At 71.1% G+C, this 17224-nt stretch carries 13 protein-coding genes and 1 pseudogene; 8 read left to right on the forward strand and 6 right to left on the reverse strand.

Translation table 11 applies throughout. From position 1 onward, the window contains the following. Positions 1 to 20: 20 nt before the first annotated feature. Positions 21 to 2423, reverse strand: a complete 2403-nt coding sequence (locus tag AB0C15_RS04155; protein ID WP_357348461.1) for a bifunctional diguanylate cyclase/phosphodiesterase — start codon at positions 2421 to 2423, stop codon at positions 21 to 23. Positions 2424 to 3262: 839 nt separating this feature from the next. Between AB0C15_RS04155 and AB0C15_RS04160 the strand changes: the two genes are divergently transcribed. The 5 genes from AB0C15_RS04160 (at position 3263) to AB0C15_RS04180 (ending at position 9306) form a co-directional block, all read left to right on the forward strand. Beyond that, positions 3263 to 6328: a BTAD domain-containing putative transcriptional regulator gene (locus AB0C15_RS04160; RefSeq protein WP_357348463.1), complete on the forward strand. Its 3066-nt coding sequence runs from the start codon at positions 3263 to 3265 to the stop codon at positions 6326 to 6328. 261 nt (positions 6329 to 6589) lie between these two features. Then, positions 6590 to 7081: a cyclic pyranopterin monophosphate synthase MoaC gene (gene moaC, locus AB0C15_RS04165; protein ID WP_210782042.1), complete on the forward strand. Its 492-nt coding sequence runs from the start codon at positions 6590 to 6592 to the stop codon at positions 7079 to 7081. After that, positions 7078 to 7548, forward strand: coding sequence for a MogA/MoaB family molybdenum cofactor biosynthesis protein (locus AB0C15_RS04170; RefSeq protein WP_357348465.1), 471 nt, complete (start codon positions 7078 to 7080; stop codon positions 7546 to 7548). Before moaC ends, AB0C15_RS04170 begins: the two co-directional genes overlap by 4 nt. A 76-nt stretch (positions 7549 to 7624) precedes the next feature. Next, a complete protein-coding gene (locus AB0C15_RS04175; RefSeq protein ID WP_357348467.1) occupies positions 7625 to 8881 on the forward strand; it encodes a molybdopterin molybdotransferase MoeA in 1257 nt (418 codons plus the stop codon). After that, on the forward strand, positions 8878 to 9306 hold the full coding sequence (locus AB0C15_RS04180; RefSeq protein WP_196920325.1) for a molybdenum cofactor biosynthesis protein MoaE: 429 nt from the start codon (positions 8878 to 8880) through the stop codon (positions 9304 to 9306). Before AB0C15_RS04175 ends, AB0C15_RS04180 begins: the two co-directional genes overlap by 4 nt. Positions 9307 to 9310: 4 nt before the next feature. On the opposite strand, the gene AB0C15_RS04185 is transcribed toward AB0C15_RS04180, so the two are convergent. Both AB0C15_RS04185 and AB0C15_RS04190 read right to left on the reverse strand, forming a co-directional pair. Continuing rightward, positions 9311 to 10777: a glycosyltransferase 87 family protein gene (locus tag AB0C15_RS04185; protein ID WP_357348469.1), complete on the reverse strand. Its 1467-nt coding sequence runs from the start codon at positions 10775 to 10777 to the stop codon at positions 9311 to 9313. A 215-nt stretch (positions 10778 to 10992) separates the two neighbouring features. Then, positions 10993 to 11538: a DoxX family protein gene (locus AB0C15_RS04190; protein WP_357348471.1), complete on the reverse strand. Its 546-nt coding sequence runs from the start codon at positions 11536 to 11538 to the stop codon at positions 10993 to 10995. A 133-nt stretch (positions 11539 to 11671) separates the two neighbouring features. Between AB0C15_RS04190 and AB0C15_RS04195 the strand changes: the two genes are divergently transcribed. After that, positions 11672 to 12220: an N-acetyltransferase gene (locus AB0C15_RS04195; RefSeq protein WP_357348473.1), complete on the forward strand. Its 549-nt coding sequence runs from the start codon at positions 11672 to 11674 to the stop codon at positions 12218 to 12220. A gap of 23 nt (positions 12221 to 12243) precedes the next feature. On the opposite strand, the gene AB0C15_RS04200 is transcribed toward AB0C15_RS04195, so the two are convergent. The 3 genes and pseudogenes from AB0C15_RS04200 to AB0C15_RS04210 all read right to left on the reverse strand — a co-directional run. Then, the gene (locus AB0C15_RS04200) at positions 12244 to 13485 is read right to left on the reverse strand and encodes an ATP-binding protein (protein ID WP_357348475.1); all 1242 of its coding nucleotides are present in this window, start codon (positions 13483 to 13485) and stop codon (positions 12244 to 12246) included. A gap of 145 nt (positions 13486 to 13630) precedes the next feature. Continuing rightward, the gene (locus AB0C15_RS04205; RefSeq protein WP_357348689.1) at positions 13631 to 14035 is read right to left on the reverse strand and encodes a hypothetical protein; all 405 of its coding nucleotides are present in this window, start codon (positions 14033 to 14035) and stop codon (positions 13631 to 13633) included. A 521-nt stretch (positions 14036 to 14556) separates the two neighbouring features. Next, a pseudogene (locus AB0C15_RS04210) lies at positions 14557 to 15024 on the reverse strand (hypothetical protein); the annotation flags it as partial. Between the two features lie 376 nt (positions 15025 to 15400). Between AB0C15_RS04210 and AB0C15_RS04215 the strand changes: the two are divergent. Beyond that, entirely contained in the window at positions 15401 to 16423 is a 1023-nt protein-coding gene (locus AB0C15_RS04215; RefSeq protein WP_357348477.1) for an EamA family transporter, read from the forward strand. 10 nt (positions 16424 to 16433) lie between these two features. Beyond that, a complete protein-coding gene (locus AB0C15_RS04220) occupies positions 16434 to 17087 on the forward strand; it encodes a prepilin peptidase (RefSeq protein ID WP_357348479.1) in 654 nt (217 codons plus the stop codon). Positions 17088 to 17224: the final 137 nt, after the last annotated feature.

Here is a 17224-nt window from a genome sequence, read left to right on the forward strand (position 1 = left end):
CGCAGCGGGCCGAGCCCTGCTCAGGCGGGCAGGTGCGGCTGGCGGTCGGGCTTGGAGCGGCCGGCCTGGCGGCGATTCTGGCTCAACCGGATCACCGCCCCGATGTCGTGCAGCGGCGCGGCGAGGGTGCCCGGTCGGCCGCCCGAGCCGCGCTGCATCGCCGCGAGCAGGGTGCCGGACGGCATCGGCCGGGCGAACAGATGCCCCTGGCCGGCGACGCAGCCCAACTCCCAGAGGGCCCGCCGCTGCGGCTCGCTCTCCACCCCCTCGGCCACCACGTCCAGGTTGAGGCTGCGGCCCAGGTCGAGGGTGGAGCGGATGACTGCGGCGGCCTCCGCCGAACTCTCCATCGTCGTCACGAAACTCCGGTCGATCTTCAACTCGTGAACCGGGATTCGGGAGAGCAGCGAGAGTGAGGAGTAGCCGGTGCCGAAGTCGTCCAACGCCAACCGGACTCCCTCGTCGCGTAGTCGGCTGAGCACCCGGTCGACCACGTCGAGTTGGCTGAGGGTCAGCGTCTCGGTCAATTCCAGGATCAGCCGGTCCGGTGGTAGGTCGTGTGCGCGGAGGCGGGCCAGCACCGAGCCGGGGAACCGCGCGTCGAGCAGGCTGCGCGGGGACACGTTTACCGCGACCGGGACGTCGAAGCCGGCGTCGCGCCAACTGACCGCCGCGATCAGCGCCTGGTCGAGGATCGCTTCGGCGAAGGCCGGTAGCAGGCCGGACCGTTCCACCGCTTCCAGGAACCGCAGTGGGTCGATCAGGCCGTGGGTGGGGTGGTGCCAGCGGGCCAGGGCCTCGGCGCTGGTCACCTCACCGGTGCCCAGGTCGACGATCGGTTGGAAGTTGACGACGAACTCGTGGTCGGCGACCGCGCGCGGTAGGTCACCGCCGAGGGTGAGGCGCCCGAGGTCGGCGGTGTCGCGGGTCGGGGCGTAGGTGGAGATCCGCTGCCCGGCTCGCTTCGCCTGGTACATGGCGACGTCGGCGCGGCGCAGCAACTCGGCCATGCCGCCGTTCGAAGGGGCGGCCGAGATGCCGCCGCTGGCTTCGACGCTGATGCGCATGCCGTCCAACTCGAACGGCTCGTGCAGGGCGGCGAGCAGCGTCTCGGCCCGGTGCGCGGCGACCGCGGGGGCCGGCAGACCGCGCAGGAGTACGGCGAACTCGTCGCCGCCGAGGCGGGCCACCAGGTCGCTCGGCTGGGCCGCGCCCCGCAACCGGTCAGCCACCTGCACCAGCACCTGGTCGCCGGCGGCGTGCCCGAGCGTGTCGTTGACCTCCTTGAAGTGGTTGAGGTCGATCAGCACCAGCGCGGTCACCCCGTCGGCATGGCGGGTGCTCAACTGTTCGGTGCCCTCGTCGAGGAGGTGCCGGCGGTTGGCCAGGCCGGTCAGCGCGTCGTGCGAGGCCGCGTACGCGTGCTCGCCGGCGACCCGGGCCAGTTCGGCGTACGCCCGGGCGTTGCGGACGGCGGTGCAGAGTGCGGAGGCGAAGGTCCGCAGGGTGTACTGCTCCCGCTCGGAGAGTTGCACCGGGCCGCGGAAGCGCAGCCGGAGCGTACCGACGTCGACAGTCCGGTCGTGGCCCTCAAGCGGTGCGGGGACGATGGTGCCGGCCACGTCGGTGGGCGTGCCGGTCGGGCCGTCGAAGGTGATGCCGCCGGTGCCGCCGCGTACGGTGCGCCCGCCGTCGCGCAGCTCGATCTCGACCTCGTCGGCGGAGAACAACTCGGCGGCCTGGGTGACGGCGGTGGTGAGGACGTTGTCCAGGTCGACCACGTTGAGCGCGTCGGTGGTGCGGGCCAGCCGCTGCCACGCCTGTTGCTCGGTGCGGGACCGGATTCTGGTGGAGTAGGCCAGGTGGAGGCTGAGCACGAGCGGCGGTATGGCCAGCAGGAGTTTGAGGTTGGCCTCAAGGATCAGCAGCGTGCAGGCCGCCACGACGAACCGTAGGGCGAAACCGGCGAGCCGGAGGTCGAGATTGCTGCGGAACTGCTTCGAGATCTTGGTCCCGGACGCCAGCGCGATGACCGGTATGGCGAGAATGTCGTCCAGCAGGGCCGCGGCCAGGTAGGCCAGCGCCAACGGCACGAGCAGCGCCACCGTGCCCTCGGGCGGCCAGGTCCAGGTCGTCAGCGCCAGCGTGAGGCCGGCGCCCCAGGCCACGACGACGTTCTTTCCCACGCTGAAGGCCAGCTTGATCGCCGGTTGGCCGCGCCAGGTGAACGCGATGCCCACCGCTGTCGAGAGCACCACCACCGGGGCCGGAGCGACGGCGAGGCCGATGATGATCGCCGTTTCGGTCCAGCTGATCGAGTGGGTGGTGGACCGGATCCGCACCCTTGCCTTGACCAGCGTTCCCAGCGCGATGGTCATGGTGAGCACGACGAGGACCGCGACATCGTTCGGCGTGGCGGTCATCGCAAACCGCACCGCGGGCGGCAGCGAGGTGGCCGTGATGACGGCCGCTACAACGACGACGAGACCGACGAGCAGCCGTAGCCGCTGATCGGTCTCAGTCTCTCGTCGCTGAGGATGGGTCACATCACCCCCGAAGGACTGCCTCCGCCTTGTCCGTAGCCTAACGTGCCGCAGTTGCGTGCGTACCCTGCGAAATTCTCAGTCCCATTCGCTGCCGCGCATCGCAATGCCCCTCTCCGCTGCCGTGTCATTCGAAGACCTGCCCGAGGGGAGATCTTCCTAACGAAAGGCAGCTTAAGAGGTGGAAGGGCGGCTTTGAAGAATTATATGTCGCTATGCGCAACATTAGCCAAGTTGAAGCCCTTTTATTACGTTCTGTCCATCGTCACTGAACGGAGTGCGCTCGAGCTTGCCGGTACTGGATTCAAGTGGCACCTTGCAACTGCGGACGGTATCCGACGGGTTATGGAGATGCGTTATTCCCTGAGTCTGAGGCTCTTGCGGAGTCGCCTCATCCGGAGTTCGGTCAGGCGTAAGGGCGGCGTGGGCAGAGTTGGCGCGGTCGTAGACGCCCAGCCAGGGCAGGTAATGGTGGCAGCCCTCGCCGGGATCGTTGACGACGGCAGGTGGATAATCGCGTTTCAGTAGGCCGAGATGCAAGTTGCGGGCGGCACCGTGCCCATCGCGGGCTGGCATTCGCACAGCACCGACGGTCGCTCGTACCGCCCCGTGAGCGGTACGCCACCCCACGGGGTCGTACACTCCGTTGCGTGATCGGCTGAATACCTGATAGGGCTGGCGGGGGCGGGTTGGAGATTCAGGTTCTAGGCGGCCTTTCGGTGCAACTCTCCACCCACACGCTGCGCCTTGGCACACCCAAACAGCAGACAATCCTTGCGATGCTCACCGTTCAGCCCGAACGCCTTGTGACAGTGGACGACCTCGTCGATGAGCTATGGGCCGATCGCCCACCGCGATCGGCAGTAGCTAATGTGCGTACCTACGCCGCCAATCTGCGCCGGGCTTTCGAGGCTTTCCCGGCCGGCCGCGGTGCCATCGAGCGCCAGCGCAGCGGCTATCGGCTCGTGGTCGACCCGGAACAGGTCGACGTCTTCCGCTTCGAGCTGGAGCGGAACGTAGGTCGGGAAGCGCTTACCGGTGGTGACCTGGACGGTGCCCGTGAACTGCTGGGACGTGCCCTGGCTCGGTGGCGGGGACCGATGCTCGCCGGCGTACCGCTCGGGCCCGTCCTCACCTCCCGAACCGTCGCGGCCGAGGAGGAGCGGCTGTTGACAGTGGAACTTCTCGCCGACGCGCACCTGAGATCGGGCCGGGACGACCTGGCAGTCGCGCTGTTGCGGGAGGTGGTGGCCCGCCATCCTCTGCGCGAGCCGGCCTACGTCCTGCTCATGCGGGCGCTGTACGAGCGCGGGGACAACGCGGGGGCGCTGGCGGTGTACGACGAGATTCGCACAACGCTGACCACGGAGTTGGGTGTCGGCCCCGGGGGCAATCTCGAGGAGTTGCGCCGTTCCATCGTCACGGCCATGTCGCGCCCCGGTTCGGCGCGGGCCGCCGCACGGGTTGGCGGACCTGACCGGGTGCGCCCGCAAGCGGGCGTGGCGGTCGGCGCGGCTGCGGAGCCGGTGGCTCAGCTCAACTCGGTGGATCACCTACCCCGAGCTGTCACCGACTTCGTCGGGCGAGCGGACGTGGTGACGCGGGTTCTCACCGAGACCCGCCGGGTCGAGGAGCGGGTGCCGGCCGTACACATCATCGACGGCATGGCGGGCAGCGGGAAGACGGCCCTCGCCGTGCACCTCGCCCGTCGGCTGTCCGACTGGTACCCGGACGCCGCGTTGTTCATCGACCTGGGCGGGCACGGTGACAAGAACCGGATCGAGCCGGCGGGCGCGTTGTTCACCCTGCTTCGACAACTCGGGGTGCCGGCTGACCGGGTCCCGGTGGAGTTCGACGACAGAGTGGAGTTGTGGCGACAGGAGTTGGCCCGCCGCCGGGCAGTGGTGATTCTCGACAACGCGGCGAGCAGCGAGCAGATCATGCCCCTGTTGCCGGCGGAGCCGACCACCGTCGTGTTGGTCACCTCGCGACGACGGTTGTCCCACCCGGATGCCGGGCCGTCGCGGACGCTGCCGGTGATGAGCCCGCAGGAGAGCGTGGATCTGCTCCGTCTGAGCGTCGGTCGGGACCGGGTCGATGCCGAGCCGGGTGCCGCCGCCGAGGTGGTACGCCGCTGCGGGTATCTCCCACTGGCGATTCGGTTGGCCGGGGCCAGACTGGCGCATCGGCGCGGCTGGCGGTTGGCGGACCTGGTCGAGCAGATGGCTGCCGATGCTCCGGTGCTGCACCATCTCGCGCAGGAGGAGAGCACTGTCACCGGGGCCTTCGCTGCCTCCTATGAACCCCTTGCGCCCCCGACCAAGCGGGTGTTCCGATTCCTGGGCCTGTACCCCGGCAGCCGCTTCGGCGCGCCGGCGGTCGCCGCACTGACCGGCTTGACGATCGCGGAAGCTCGCGCGGCGCTCGACGACCTCGTCGACCGGAACCTGGTCGAGGACCTGGACTCGACGCGATACCGACTGCACGACCTCATGCGGCAGTACTCGATCGACCTGTGCCTGGGCACCGACTCCCCGAACGACCGCCGACGTGGGCTGGCGCGACTGCTCGACTTCGTGCTGGAGGTCGTCCTGAAGGTCGCCGACCTGCTGGAGCCGGGCGTCATCAGATCCCAGGTGACGCACGTCCCGACCGGACAGCGCGAACTCGTCAGGGCCATCGGGGAGCCGACGGTGGACTGGCTCGAGGCCGAGCGGACGGACCTGGTGACGATGGTGTTGTCGGCACGCGAGTCGGGCTTCCACCAGCAGTGTTGGCAACTCGCCCGCGCTCTCTGGCGCTTCTGCTACATCCGCGGTTACTTCGAGGACATCATCCTCACCCATCGTCACGGGCTGGAGGCGGCGGAGGCCGCCGGTGACGTCGACGCGCTCGCCCTGATGAACAACTACCTGGCATCCGCCTACGTGCGCACCGGGAACAAACAGGGGGCACTGGACCATTTGACCCGCTCGGTCGAACTCTCCCGCAACTCGCGGGACCGGCTGAACCCGGCCCGGTACCGCGCGAACCTCGCGGCTGTCTACTGGTGGAGCGGTCACCTGTCCGAGTCGGTGGAGCTCGGCTTCGCGTGTCTGCGTGACCACAAGGTGTACGGGAATGTCGGCGGCTCCATTCTGCTGCCGAACCTCGGTCTGGCGCTCTCGGCCCTGGGCCGTTACGAGGAGGCACTGCGGATGCACCGCCTGCACCTGGCCTGGGCCCGGACCAACTCCGACGAGTTCCACACACTCAACGCTCTCAGCCACATCGGCGCCGTACGCCTCCGAATGGGTGACCTTCCGCAGGCGATCCGCATTCTCCTGGCCTCCCTGGCCCTCCGCGATCGGACCGGCCACCGGTACGCGGAGGCCGAGGTGCGCAACGACCTCGGGCTTGCCTATCGCGCTCTGGGTCGTCTCGTGGAGGCCCAGCAGGAGCATGAGTTGGCGCGGAAGCTGTCGATCGGTTCGGGGGAGCGACACGTCGAGGCGGCCGCGCTCAACGAACTCGGCCGCACCCTGCTGGCGCAGGGGCGGGGCGGCGAGGCGTTCGAGGTGCACCAGGAGGCGTTGCGGCTGGCCACTCGGATCGCGCATCCGCACGAGCAGGGTCGGGCGTTGGCCGGGCTCGCCGAACACTTCGCCCGCACCGACCCGACGGAGGCGCGGCGGCACTGGGAACGGGCGTTGGCCATCTTCCGGCGGATGGGCGTGCCGGAGCGCTTCGAAGCCGAACGTCGCCTCGCCGAGTTGACCGGGGCGGCAGTGGTCGCAAAGCGCTGACCAGCCCGAATGGCGCTTATCGATTTCTTATCGGCAGGCCCGGTAACTTACCGGCCGTATCGACGAACGGGGGAGGTTCTGCCCCCTGGGCAGAACCGGGTCGTCGACACACCCGCCGCCGGGTTCCCCCAGCGACCGCGGTGAGCGGGTTGGGAAGGGAGGAGCGGCGTCAGGCCGTCGTACCGACAGCACCCGGTGCGGCAGGCACCGTGGCGCCGCTCCTTCCGAACACCGTCGTACCGCACCGATAGGCTCACGACCGTGACCGAACCCGCGCAGCTCAGCCACGTCGACCGCGCCGGCGCGGCCCGCATGGTCGACGTCTCCGCCAAGGCGGTGACGGGCCGGTTGGCCGTCGCGGCCGGCCGTTTGCGGACCACACCAGAGGTCATCGACCTGTTGCACCGCGACGGGCTGCCCAAGGGCGACGCGCTGGCGGTCGGGCGGCTGGCCGGGATCATGGGGGCCAAGCGCACCCCTGACCTGATCCCGCTCTGTCACCCGATCGCCCTGCACGGCGTCACCGTCGACCTGCGGCTGACCGCCGACACGGTGGAGATCACGGCCACCGCTCGCACGGCGGACCGGACGGGCGTGGAGATGGAGGCGTTGACCGCCGTCGCCGTCGCCGGTCTCGCCCTGGTCGACATGGTCAAGGCCGTCGACCCGGCGGCCTCGGTGGAAGCGGTCCGGGTGCTGCGCAAGGAGGGCGGCAAGACCGGCGAGTGGGTTCGTCCGGAGGATCGGCAGTGATCCGGGCCCGGGTGATCGTCGCCTCCAACCGGGCCGCGGCAGGTGTCTACGCCGACACCAGCGGGCCACTGCTCGTCGCCGGCCTGCGCGAGCTGGGCTGTCAGGTCGACGACCCGGTGGTGGTGCCCGACGGTGACCCGGTCGGCGAAGCCCTGCGCGCCGCCCGCGCCGACGCTGTCGACGTGGTGCTGACGAGCGGTGGCACCGGAGTGACCCCGTCGGACCTGACACCGGACGTGACCCGGGCTCTGTTGGACTACGAGATCCCCGGCATCGCCGAGGCGATCCGCGCGCACAGTCGTGACCGGGTGCCGACGTCGGTGTTGTCCCGGGGCCTGGCCGGGGTCGCCGGCCGGATGCTCGTGGTCAATCTGCCCGGCTCGACCGGTGGTGCCCGGGACGGTCTGGCGGTTCTCGGGCCGATCCTCGGGCACACTGTCGACCAGCTCCGCGGCGGGGACCACTGATCAACCACGGCTGGGCCTCGCACCAAGTGCACGCCAGGCCCGGGCGGGCGTCGGTCCGTGCCGATAGGCTCGGTCGGTGAGCACGGAAACCGCACCCACCGCGGATCGGGTTGCCGCACCGCCTCCAGCCGGGTGGGAGGAGGCACGGTCGCGGGTCTACGCGGTCGGCCTCGCCGCCGCGCTGCCCGCCGCCGCCCGACCACTTGTCGACATCGACGGGTCGACCCTGGCCGAGCCGCTGACCACCCGCACCGACCTGCCCGCGTTCCCGACCTCGAGCGTGGACGGCTGGGCGGTGCGCGGCCGTGGTCCGTGGCGGGTCGTCGGCCGGGTCCTGGCCGGCAGCACCCCCGCGCCGCTCACCGAGGACGACACCACCGTCGAGATCGCCACCGGTGCGATGGTGCCCGAGGGCGCGACGGCCGTGCTGCGGGTGGAAGAGTCGACGAGTGCCGACGGCCTGGTTCGCGGCGTCCCACGGGAGACGCCCGAGTGGCGGAAACCCGGCGAGGAGGCGTACGCCGATGAGGAGCTGGTGCCGGCCGGCACGCCTGTCGACCCGGCGGTGATCGGTCTGGCCGCCGCCTGCGGGCACGACACGCTGCGGGTTCGGCGGGCGCCACGGGCGGCGCTGCTGGTCTTCGGCGACGAGCTGTTGACGGCCGGTCCGCCCGCGGCCGGTCGCATCCGTGACGCGCTGGGCCCCGCGGTGCCGGCGTGGTTGCGACGGTACGGCTGCCAGGTCCGCCCATCGGACGTGGTCGGCCCGGTGGCCGACACGCTGCCCGCGCACGTGGCGGCCCTGCGCTCGGCCCTCGCCAACGCCGACCTCATCTGCACCACCGGCGGCACGATGAACGGCCCGGTCGACCACCTGCACCCGACCCTGGAGGCGCTCGGCGCCGACTACGTGGTCAACACGGTGGCGGTCCGTCCTGGCTTCCCGATGCTGCTGGCCCGGCTCACCGGCCCGGACGGGCGGGCCCGGTTCGTGGCCGGGCTGCCGGGCAACCCGCAGTCCGCAATCGTCGCGCTGGTGTCGTTGGTCGCGCCGCTGCTCGCCGGCCTTCAGGGTCGTCCGATGCCGGTGCTGCCGAAGGTCACGTTGGCCGAGGCGGTGCCGGGTCGCGGCGACCACACCCACCTGGCGTTGGTCCGACTGGATCGGGCCGCCGGCGTCGCGTCCCCGGTTCGCCACGTCGGCTCGGCGATGCTGCGGGGCCTGGCCGGCGCGGACGGGTTCGCGGTCATTCGACCCGGCACCAGCGGCGAGCCGGGCGACCGGGTGCCGATGGTGCCCCTGCCGTTGTTTCCCGGGGAGCGTGCGTCGTGACGGCACCAACGATCACCTTCGGCGAGGTCACCGACCAGCCGCTCGACCTCGCCACGCACGAGGCGGCGGTCGCCGACCGCCGGGCTGGTGCCGTGGTGTCCTTCCAGGGTGTGGTCCGCGACCACGACCACGGTCGTCAGGTCACCAGCCTGGAGTACGAGGGGCACCCGAGCGCCGCGCAGGTGCTGCGCGAGGTGGCCGCCGAGATCGCCGCGGAGCCCGACGTCTACGCGGTGGCGGTCTCGCACCGGGTCGGTCCGCTGGCGATCGGCGACGTGGCGCTCGTCGCCGCGGTGAGCACCGCGCACCGGGCGGCGGCCTTCGCGGCCTGCGCCCGGCTCGTCGACGAGGTCAAGGCGCGACTGCCGATCTGGAAGCGGCAGGTCTTCACCGACGGCACCGAAGAGTGGGTCAACTGCCCCTGACCGCTCAGCGGTGGCCGTTGACCACCACGGCCCTGGCCAGCCGGTCGCCGTAGAACGCCGGCTCCGCGCCTGGGCGCCACGGCAGCGCGGCCACCAGCAAGATCAGCGCGAGCGCCAGTGAGTTCTCCATGAGTGCTCCGAAGAGACCATCCTGGTAGTGCGACATCTCCGGCAGTTGGTGCTCGTAGGGCCAGATCGGAGAGATCAGGAAGAGCAGGTAGAGCCCGATCGCGGCGACGCCGTGGCGGAGCCCGGTAAGCGTCGGGTACCAGATCGGCGGGCGGAGCCCGTTGACCCCGGGTAGCCCGCCGAAGGCCGGCCCCGAGCCGGTGCGCTGCGGCATCCCCCGGCTCGCCTCACGGCGGCGCACGGCGGCGTCGGCCAACACGATGATCGCCGGGATCACCCAGACCAGGTGGTGCGTCCAGGAGATCGGGCTGATCACGTTCGCGGTGAGACCGACGAGCGTGAAGGCGGTCAGCTCGTCACCGTCGGCGCGGGAACTGGCCGCGCGGGACAGGCCCAGCGCCAGGACCAGCACCGAGAAGGCGAGCCAGAGCAGCCCCGGGGTCTCGATCGAGTCGTACAGCCGGGCCAGCAGGCCGGCGAGCGACTGGTTGGGGGTCATGTCCGCCGCGCCGACCCGTTCGGTCTGCCACAGCACGCTGCCGAAGTAGGTCCGTGACTCGTCACCGACGATCGCGAAGGTCCCCACCGTCACGCCGATCGTGGTGCCGATGGCGGTGGCCGCCACCCGCCACTGACGGGTGATCAGCAGGTAGGCGATGAACAGCGCAGGGGTCAGCTTGACCGCGGTGGCGAGGCCGATGCCGGCGCCGGCCCAGGCCCCGCCGTAGAGAAAGCGCAGCAGTGGGCCGTCGGTGGCCGCGTAGTGGGTGCCCCGGCGGGACCGCCAGCGAAGACCGATGAGGTCCGCCATGATCAGGGCGAACAGCAGGATGTTGACCTGACCGTAGCCGAGCGTCTCCCGACCCGGCTCGATGGCGACCGCGAGCGGCACCGCCAGGGCCACCGTGAACCACAGTGGCCACCCCAGTCGGTCCACGATGGGTCGGAGCAGCCCGGCCAGCACCAGCGCCAACGCGGCGATGCTTGCGGCCGCGTTGACCAGGCCGGCGACGCCGATCGGCAGCTGCGCCATCGGCAGCATCACCAGCCCGGCGAAGGGTGGGTAGGTGAACCCGAGTGTGGTTTCGGGCGCGATGAACTCGTAGAGCTCGTGACCGCTCGCCCACCACACCACGGCGCCGTGGTAGATCTTCATGTCGAAGAAGTTGTACGGCCGCCCGAAGGTGCCGATGGCAAGCCATGCGGCATAGGCGACGGCGGCCACGATGGCGCCCCGTACGACGTTCCTACGATCGATCCCGCGAGTCACGCGGTCGATGCCGCGTGACACACGTTGGATTGGGGCGAGGCGGTCCGCCCGTCTACCGACAGCCGTCGGCATGGCGTGGCCACCCCCGTACCAAGGTCGTCCTACCCGTCCAGGTCCTGCACGGAGCCTAGAACGGCGCCTCACGTCAGTGCCTCCCGCGTTATGCGACCGTGTCCGATCCCACACATGTTTTTGACATTTCCACCGCGTTAACGCCTACCGGGTGGTTCAGGTAATTCGTCGCCTTAGCGGGGGGTGGGGGTGGGATACAGACGGATCGACGCAGGTCAGCCGGGGAGTCGACGTGCGGTGGAGGCGGAGCGGACGGCGATCCGGGCCTCGCGTCGGGCGGTTCGGACGGCGCGTTGCATGGAACGTCGAGAGTGGCCGATGCGATGGCCCGTCCGCCACCGCAGACCCGGCTTGCCGCCGGTGTCCGCCGCGGCGAGCAGCAGACCACCGAGGAGCCCGAGGTTCTTCAGGGCGTGGATCTGGTTGTTGTTCTTGGCGATCGGGTCGTCGTTGTTCCAGAAGGGATGCCCGGCGATGGTCACCGGAACCAGGGTGCCGGCCAGCACCAGCGCGGCGGGCCGGCTGAGCCGCCCGGTGGCCAGCATCAGACCCGCGCCGACCTGCACCGCCGCGTTGAGTCGGATCAGCGTCTCGGTCTCCGTGGGGAAGTTCGGGTGCGCCTTCTTCAGCATTGGTGCGACCTTGTCGGTCACCGGTTTGGCGGCCACCGTGAGCCGACCGGGATTGCGGAGGTTGCGATACCCGCTGACCACGAAGATGCCGCTCAACATGGCGCGGGCGAGGGAGCGTACGGGCGTCATGGATCAGTCATACCCCTTCGCGACGTTTGCTACCCCGGCAACCGCCGGATCGGATCGGTACGTGTACACGTACGCCACGCCGAATCGAGCGACAGGCACGGATGGACGGGCGGTGGCGAGTAACGTCGCGCGGGTGACGACGCTGCGGCTCCGACCCGAGGACCCGGCTGACGCCGGCCCGGTCCGCCGCGTGCTGGGCGCCGCGTTCGCCCGCCCGGACGTGGCGACGCCGCCGGAGGTCCGCCTGGTCGAGGAGCTGCGCGACACCACCGCCTGGTTACCGGAGCTGGCCATGGTCGCCGAGTACGGCGGTGAGGTCGTCGGTTACGCGTTGCTGACCCGGGTGCGGCTGCGGCCGGAGCGAGGCACCGACCTGCCCGTCCTGGCACTCGGCCCGGTGGCGGTAGCGCCGCACCGGCAGCGTGTCGGCCACGGCACGGCCGTCGTGCAGGCCGCCCTGGACGCCTCCACCGAGCTCGGCGAACGGCTCGTCGTCGTCCTCGGCGCCCCGGCCTTCTACCGCCGCTTCGGGTTCGGCCCGGCGAGTGAGCTGGGCCTGACCGGCCCGTGGGCCGGCCTCGGTGAGCCCTGGCAGGCGTTGGTGCTGCCACCCTCCACCAGTGCGGAGGGCCCCCCGCCCCGCGGTGAGGTGCTCTTTCCGGCGCCCTGGTCGAAGGTCTGACCGGGCGGCGCGCTCGTCGGCGGTCAGGCCGGCTGCGTCCGCAGGTACCGGCCGAAGTGCGGGACCGTGAAGGCCACGGTGCCCCGCTCGCCGGAATAGATCAGCCCCTTCTTGATCAGCGCGTCGCGGGCTGGGGACAGGCTTGCCGGCTTGCGGCCCAGCGCTCGGGCGATCTCCGCGGTGGGCACCGCGGCGTCCATGTCGTCGCGGACCACCGCGCCAGCCTCGCCCTCGACCGCCGACATCATCGCCATCGCCCGCATGTACTCGCGTTCGGCGGGAGTGGCCCGTTCGAACCGGGAGCCGAAGAACCCGACGGCCAGCTCGGCCTCCGCCTCGGGCGCGGCCACCCGCACGTCGGCGGCGGTGATCGGCGAGCGCGGCGCGTGATCCCAGGTCGCCTTGCCGTACGCCTGGACGAAGTAGGGATAGCCGCCGGACTTCTCGTAGAGCAGGTCGAGGGCCTTCTGCTCGTACTCGACCTCCTCGCGCTCGGCGGGCGCGCAGAGCGCCCGGTCGGCGGCGATCCGGTCGAGCCGGTCGATGCGTTGGTAGCGGAACAGCCGTTCGGAGTACGACTTGGCGGCGCTGAGCACGGCCGGCAGGTGCGGAAGGCCGGCGCCGACGACGATCAGCGGCGCGCCGAGCTGGGACAGCTCGTGGCAGGCGGCGCAGAGCGCTGACACGTCCTCCGGCCCGAGATCCTGCATCTCGTCGATGAAGATGGCGATGCCGGTGCCGACGTCGCTCGCCACGGCGGCCGCGTCACTGAACAGCTCGACCAGGTCGATCTCGATGTCGCCGGAGTCGGCCCGACCGCTTGCGGCCGGCACGTCGATGCCGGGCTGCCACCGGTCACGCAGCTTCGTGGCGGCACCGGCCCGACCGGTCGGGTTGGAACGCTGGGCGAACGCCTTGAGGACGCCGAGGAACGCGTCGATCCGGTCCGGTGCGCGGTGCCGGGGGGCGAGCTCCCGGACCGCCATGTGCAGCGCGGCGGCGACCGGGCGACGCAACGACTGGTCCGGTCGAGCCTCGATCTTGCCGCTGCCCCAGAGTCGGTTGATCGCCTGCGACCGGAGGGTGTTGAGCAGCACCGTCTTGCCGACGCCACGCAGCCCGGTGAGCATCAGGCTGCGCTCGGGTCGACCTCGGGCGATGCGTTCGAGCACGATGTCGAAGACATCCAGCTCCCGCCCCCGCCCGGCAAGTTCGGGCGGACGCTGACCGGCGCCCGGCGCGTACGGATTGCGGACCGGATCCACGCATCGCAGATTATCGGGCCATCTAGCGGCGGGGCTAGACATGGATAGATGGGGCTACCGGCGTGTCGGGGCCGTCGACAACAAACTAGGGCTGTCTAGCGTCCACGCTAGACAGCCCTAGTTTTGGTAATCGGATCGGCTCGGGCTACCGCTTCTTCAAACAGAGCACGTAGTCGAAGAGGTCGACCGAGTTGTCGTGCACGTAGTTCGCGGTCGCCTGCGGCGCGAGCGTCTCGCACCGATCGCCGTCCGTGGTCGCCGGTATCCGCAGCAGCACCTGATAGGTGTTCGGGCCGCACGGCACCTTGCGGAGCTGCGCGTCGTCCTCACTGCCGTCGTTCACCACGCAGTCACCCCGCGCGAACTCCTCGTCCGGGGTGGGTGCGGACGACGTCGGGGCGTCGCTGGGCAGAGCGGGGGGGACGACCGGAACACTCGTCGGCGGGGTACGCGCGGCGTCGCTGCCCGCGTCAGCGACCTTCCAGACCGCCCAGCCGGCCAGGCCGAGGCACGGGCAGAGCACGAGCAGCACCACCACCGTGATGATCAGGGCGACGTTGCGGCCGGTCTTCTTCGCCGCCACCGGGGGCGGTGGCCCGTACCCACCGGGAGGCTGCTGCCCCCACGGCCCGGCCGGCTGACCCGGAACCGGCGCGGGCGGTGGGTAACCCGGCCCCGCCATGGGCGGCGTCGGGCCGGCCGGTGGGAACGGCCCGGGTGGTGGGTAGCCGGGGCCGGAGGTGGGCGGCGGCGCCCACATCGGGGCGGTCGGCGGCTCCGGGTTCGTGGGCGACTCCGCGTTCGTGGGCGACTGCGGGACGGTGGGCGGCTCCGGGTTGGTGGGCTGCGGCGCCCACATGGGGGCCGTCGGCGGCTCCGAGCCGGTCGACGGCGGACCCCACTGCTGCCGGGTCGGATCCTCCGCGGGCGGCGGGGCGCTCCACTGGGGCAGGGTCGGATCGACAGGCGGTGAGCTGTCAGGCCCGGAGGGCGGGCGGTGGTACGGGTCGTCCGGCTGATCGGAACCCGCAGGTCCGTAGGTCGTCATGTCATCCCCGGGGGTGGGTGGTTTCAGCGTTGCTTGAGGCAGAGGACGAAGTCGAGAGTGTCCAGCTCACTGTCGAAGAAATACCAGTTGGTGTAGCCCTCGACCTTGCCGCACTTGGCCTCGGCGTCCCGCTCGCCGCTGGTCGGGCCGTCGATCCGGCTCAGCACCTCGTACGACTTCGCGGTACAGCCGCTGATCAGCAGCTTTGGTTTGCCGCCGGCAGCTCCGTCGTTGCGGACACACTGGCCGACCTTCGCGAACCGGGGATCGGCCGACGACTCCGGTGCGGCGGCGCTCGGCGCGGGCTCGATTGCGTCCGCGCTGGGCTCACCGGCGACGGCCGAACTGCTCGGCGCGGCTGTCGGCGCCGCGTCGCCCTGCCCGCGGCGGAACCAGAACGCCCCGGCGATGGCCACTCCCAACAACACGACGGCCAGTACCGCTACAAGTGGACCCCGGCCGCGCCGAGGCGGTGACGGATCCTCGCCGTACGGGTCGTCGGGTCGGTACGGCTGCCCGACGTACGGGGGCGGCTGGTACGCGCCGCCGTAGGGCGTGCGGGGGTCGTGGCCGTAGGGCGTGTCCGTCCCACCGCCGTAGGGCGCACCAGCATAGGGCGGGTTGGGTGGCCCGCCGTACGGCCCGGACTGTCCCTGCGACGCGGACGGGTACGACGGAACCGTTGGAGGGTAGGGCTGTTGCGCTTGGCGACCGGGCGTCTCGTCGGGTCGCTGCCCACGCCACGGCCCGGGGTGGTCGCCCCCCGGCTGTCCGTAGTTCGTCATGCCGCCCTCCTGCACGAGTGGTGAGAGGCCGGCCACCAAAGCGGGACGCGGACTCCGAGGTCACCGTAGCGTGGTCTCCCTGATGAGCTCACCTTCACCGAGCGCCACGGCCCTCGCCGGCCGTCGCGTCAGCACCACTCCGACCTTGATCTGGACCGCGTTGATCGTGGTCTACCTGCTCTGGGGTTCGACGTATCTGGCCATCCGGATCGCCGTGGAGACGCTGCCTCCGCTGCTGTCGGCCGCACTCCGGTTCGCCGTGGCCGGTCTGGTGCTGGCGGTGGTGCTGCGACTGCGCAGAGGTCCCGGAGCGCTACGGGTGGACCGACGGCAACTCGGCTCGGCCGCGTTGGTCGGGGTTCTTCTGCTCGCCGCCGGCAACGGCCTGGTGGTGATCGCCGAATCGGGGCCGTCGGGAGAGGCGGTGCCGTCCGGCATCGCCGCCCTGCTGGTGGCCACGGTGCCGCTGCTGGTGGTGCTGTTGCGCTCGGCCACCGGGGACCGGCCGCCGGTCTGGACGTTCGCCGGGGTCACGGTGGGCTTCGCCGGTCTCGTCCTGCTGGTGCTGCCGAGCGGGAGTTCGGCCGCGGTGCCGCTGCTCGGGGCGTTGACCGTGGTGGCGGCGGCCACCTCCTGGTCGGTCGGGTCGTTTCTGTCCGGACGGATCCGGATGCCCGCCGACCCCTTCGTGGCCACGGTGTACGAGATGATGGCCGGCGCGCTGGTGCTTGCGGTCGTCGCCACCGGTCGGGGCGAACTGTCCGACTTCCACCCGGCGGCGGTCAGTGCCCGGTCCTGGTGGGCGCTCGGCTACCTCGTGGTGGCCGGTTCACTCGTGGCCTTCACCGCGTACGTCTGGCTGCTGCACAACGCACCGATCTCGCTGGTGTCGACGTACGCCTACGTGAACCCGGCGGTCGCGGTGGTGCTCGGCGCGCTGCTGGTGGCCGAGCCGATCACCCCGCAGGTGCTGCTCGGCGGCGCCGTCATCGTCGCCGGGGTCGCCCTGGTGGTGACCACCGAACGGCCACGTCGGGCGGGCACGGGATCACGGTCGGGCACGGGATCACGGTCGGGGGCCACGTTGGGCGGCGACCGCCAGTAACGTCCGGCCCATGTCGGCTGCCGCGCTGGTGTCGATCGCGCTGCTCGGCGCGCTTGTCGGCCTCGTCGTACCCCTGGTGTCCCGGCGCTTCGTCACCGCGGACGCCGGGCCCGGGGCGTTTCCGGGGCCGCCGACGCTCCGACGGCCCTGGGTCGGCCCGGCGGTGGCGGCCGGCGTCTTCGTCGGCCTTGCCGTCGCCGTGGGGAACAATCCGGCGCTGCCGGTCTTCCTCGCGGTCGCGGCGGTCGGTCTGGTGCTGGTCCGGGTCGACCTGGCCTGCCTGCGGCTGCCCGACCCGCTGGTGCTCGTCGCCGGGTTGCTGGCCCTCGGCGGGCTGACCATCGCGGCGCTGCTGTCCGGCACCCCCGGCCGGCTGCTCGGCGCGCTTGGAGGTGCGACCGTCGCAGGTGCGGCGCACGTGCTGCTGGCCCTGCTGCCCGGCTCACGACTGGGCTTCGGGGACGTGAAGCTCGCAGTCGTCCTCGGCCTGCCCCTCGGCTGGCTCGGCCGGGATGCCCTGCTCACCGGGCTGCTCCTGCCGCACGTGCTGCACGGTGGTCTGGTGCTCGCACTCCTCGCCGCACGACGGATCCGTCGACACACCCTGCTACCGCTCGGCCCGGCCCTGCTGGGAGGCACCTGGCTAGCCGTCCTCCTAACCTGACCACCCCCCCCCCGCCCCGCCCCCGCCCCGCCTCGCCCCGCCCCCGCCTACGTCGATCTTGCAGTTTCTGTGCCGACATAAGGTGCATCTCACGCAGAACGGCAACCGAAAGTGCAAGATCGTCGGCGGCGGCGGCG

Origin of the sequence: Micromonospora sp. NPDC048835 (assembly GCF_040649995.1) — a bacterium.
Classification (GTDB): domain Bacteria; phylum Actinomycetota; class Actinomycetes; order Mycobacteriales; family Micromonosporaceae; genus Micromonospora.

Excerpts from the sequence above, each read along its gene's own strand:
- AB0C15_RS04190 (WP_357348471.1), bottom strand. The coding sequence starts at position 11,538 with ATGACGCCCGTACGCTCCCTCGCCCGCGCCATGTTGAGCGGCATCTTC.
- AB0C15_RS04215 (WP_357348477.1), top strand. The coding sequence starts at position 15,401 with ATGAGCTCACCTTCACCGAGCGCCACGGCCCTCGCCGGCCGTCGCGTC.
- AB0C15_RS04155 (WP_357348461.1), bottom strand. The coding sequence starts at position 2,423 with ATGACCGCCACGCCGAACGATGTCGCGGTCCTCGTCGTGCTCACCATG.
- AB0C15_RS04185 (WP_357348469.1), bottom strand. The coding sequence starts at position 10,777 with ATGCCGACGGCTGTCGGTAGACGGGCGGACCGCCTCGCCCCAATCCAA.
- AB0C15_RS04220 (WP_357348479.1), top strand. The coding sequence starts at position 16,434 with ATGTCGGCTGCCGCGCTGGTGTCGATCGCGCTGCTCGGCGCGCTTGTC.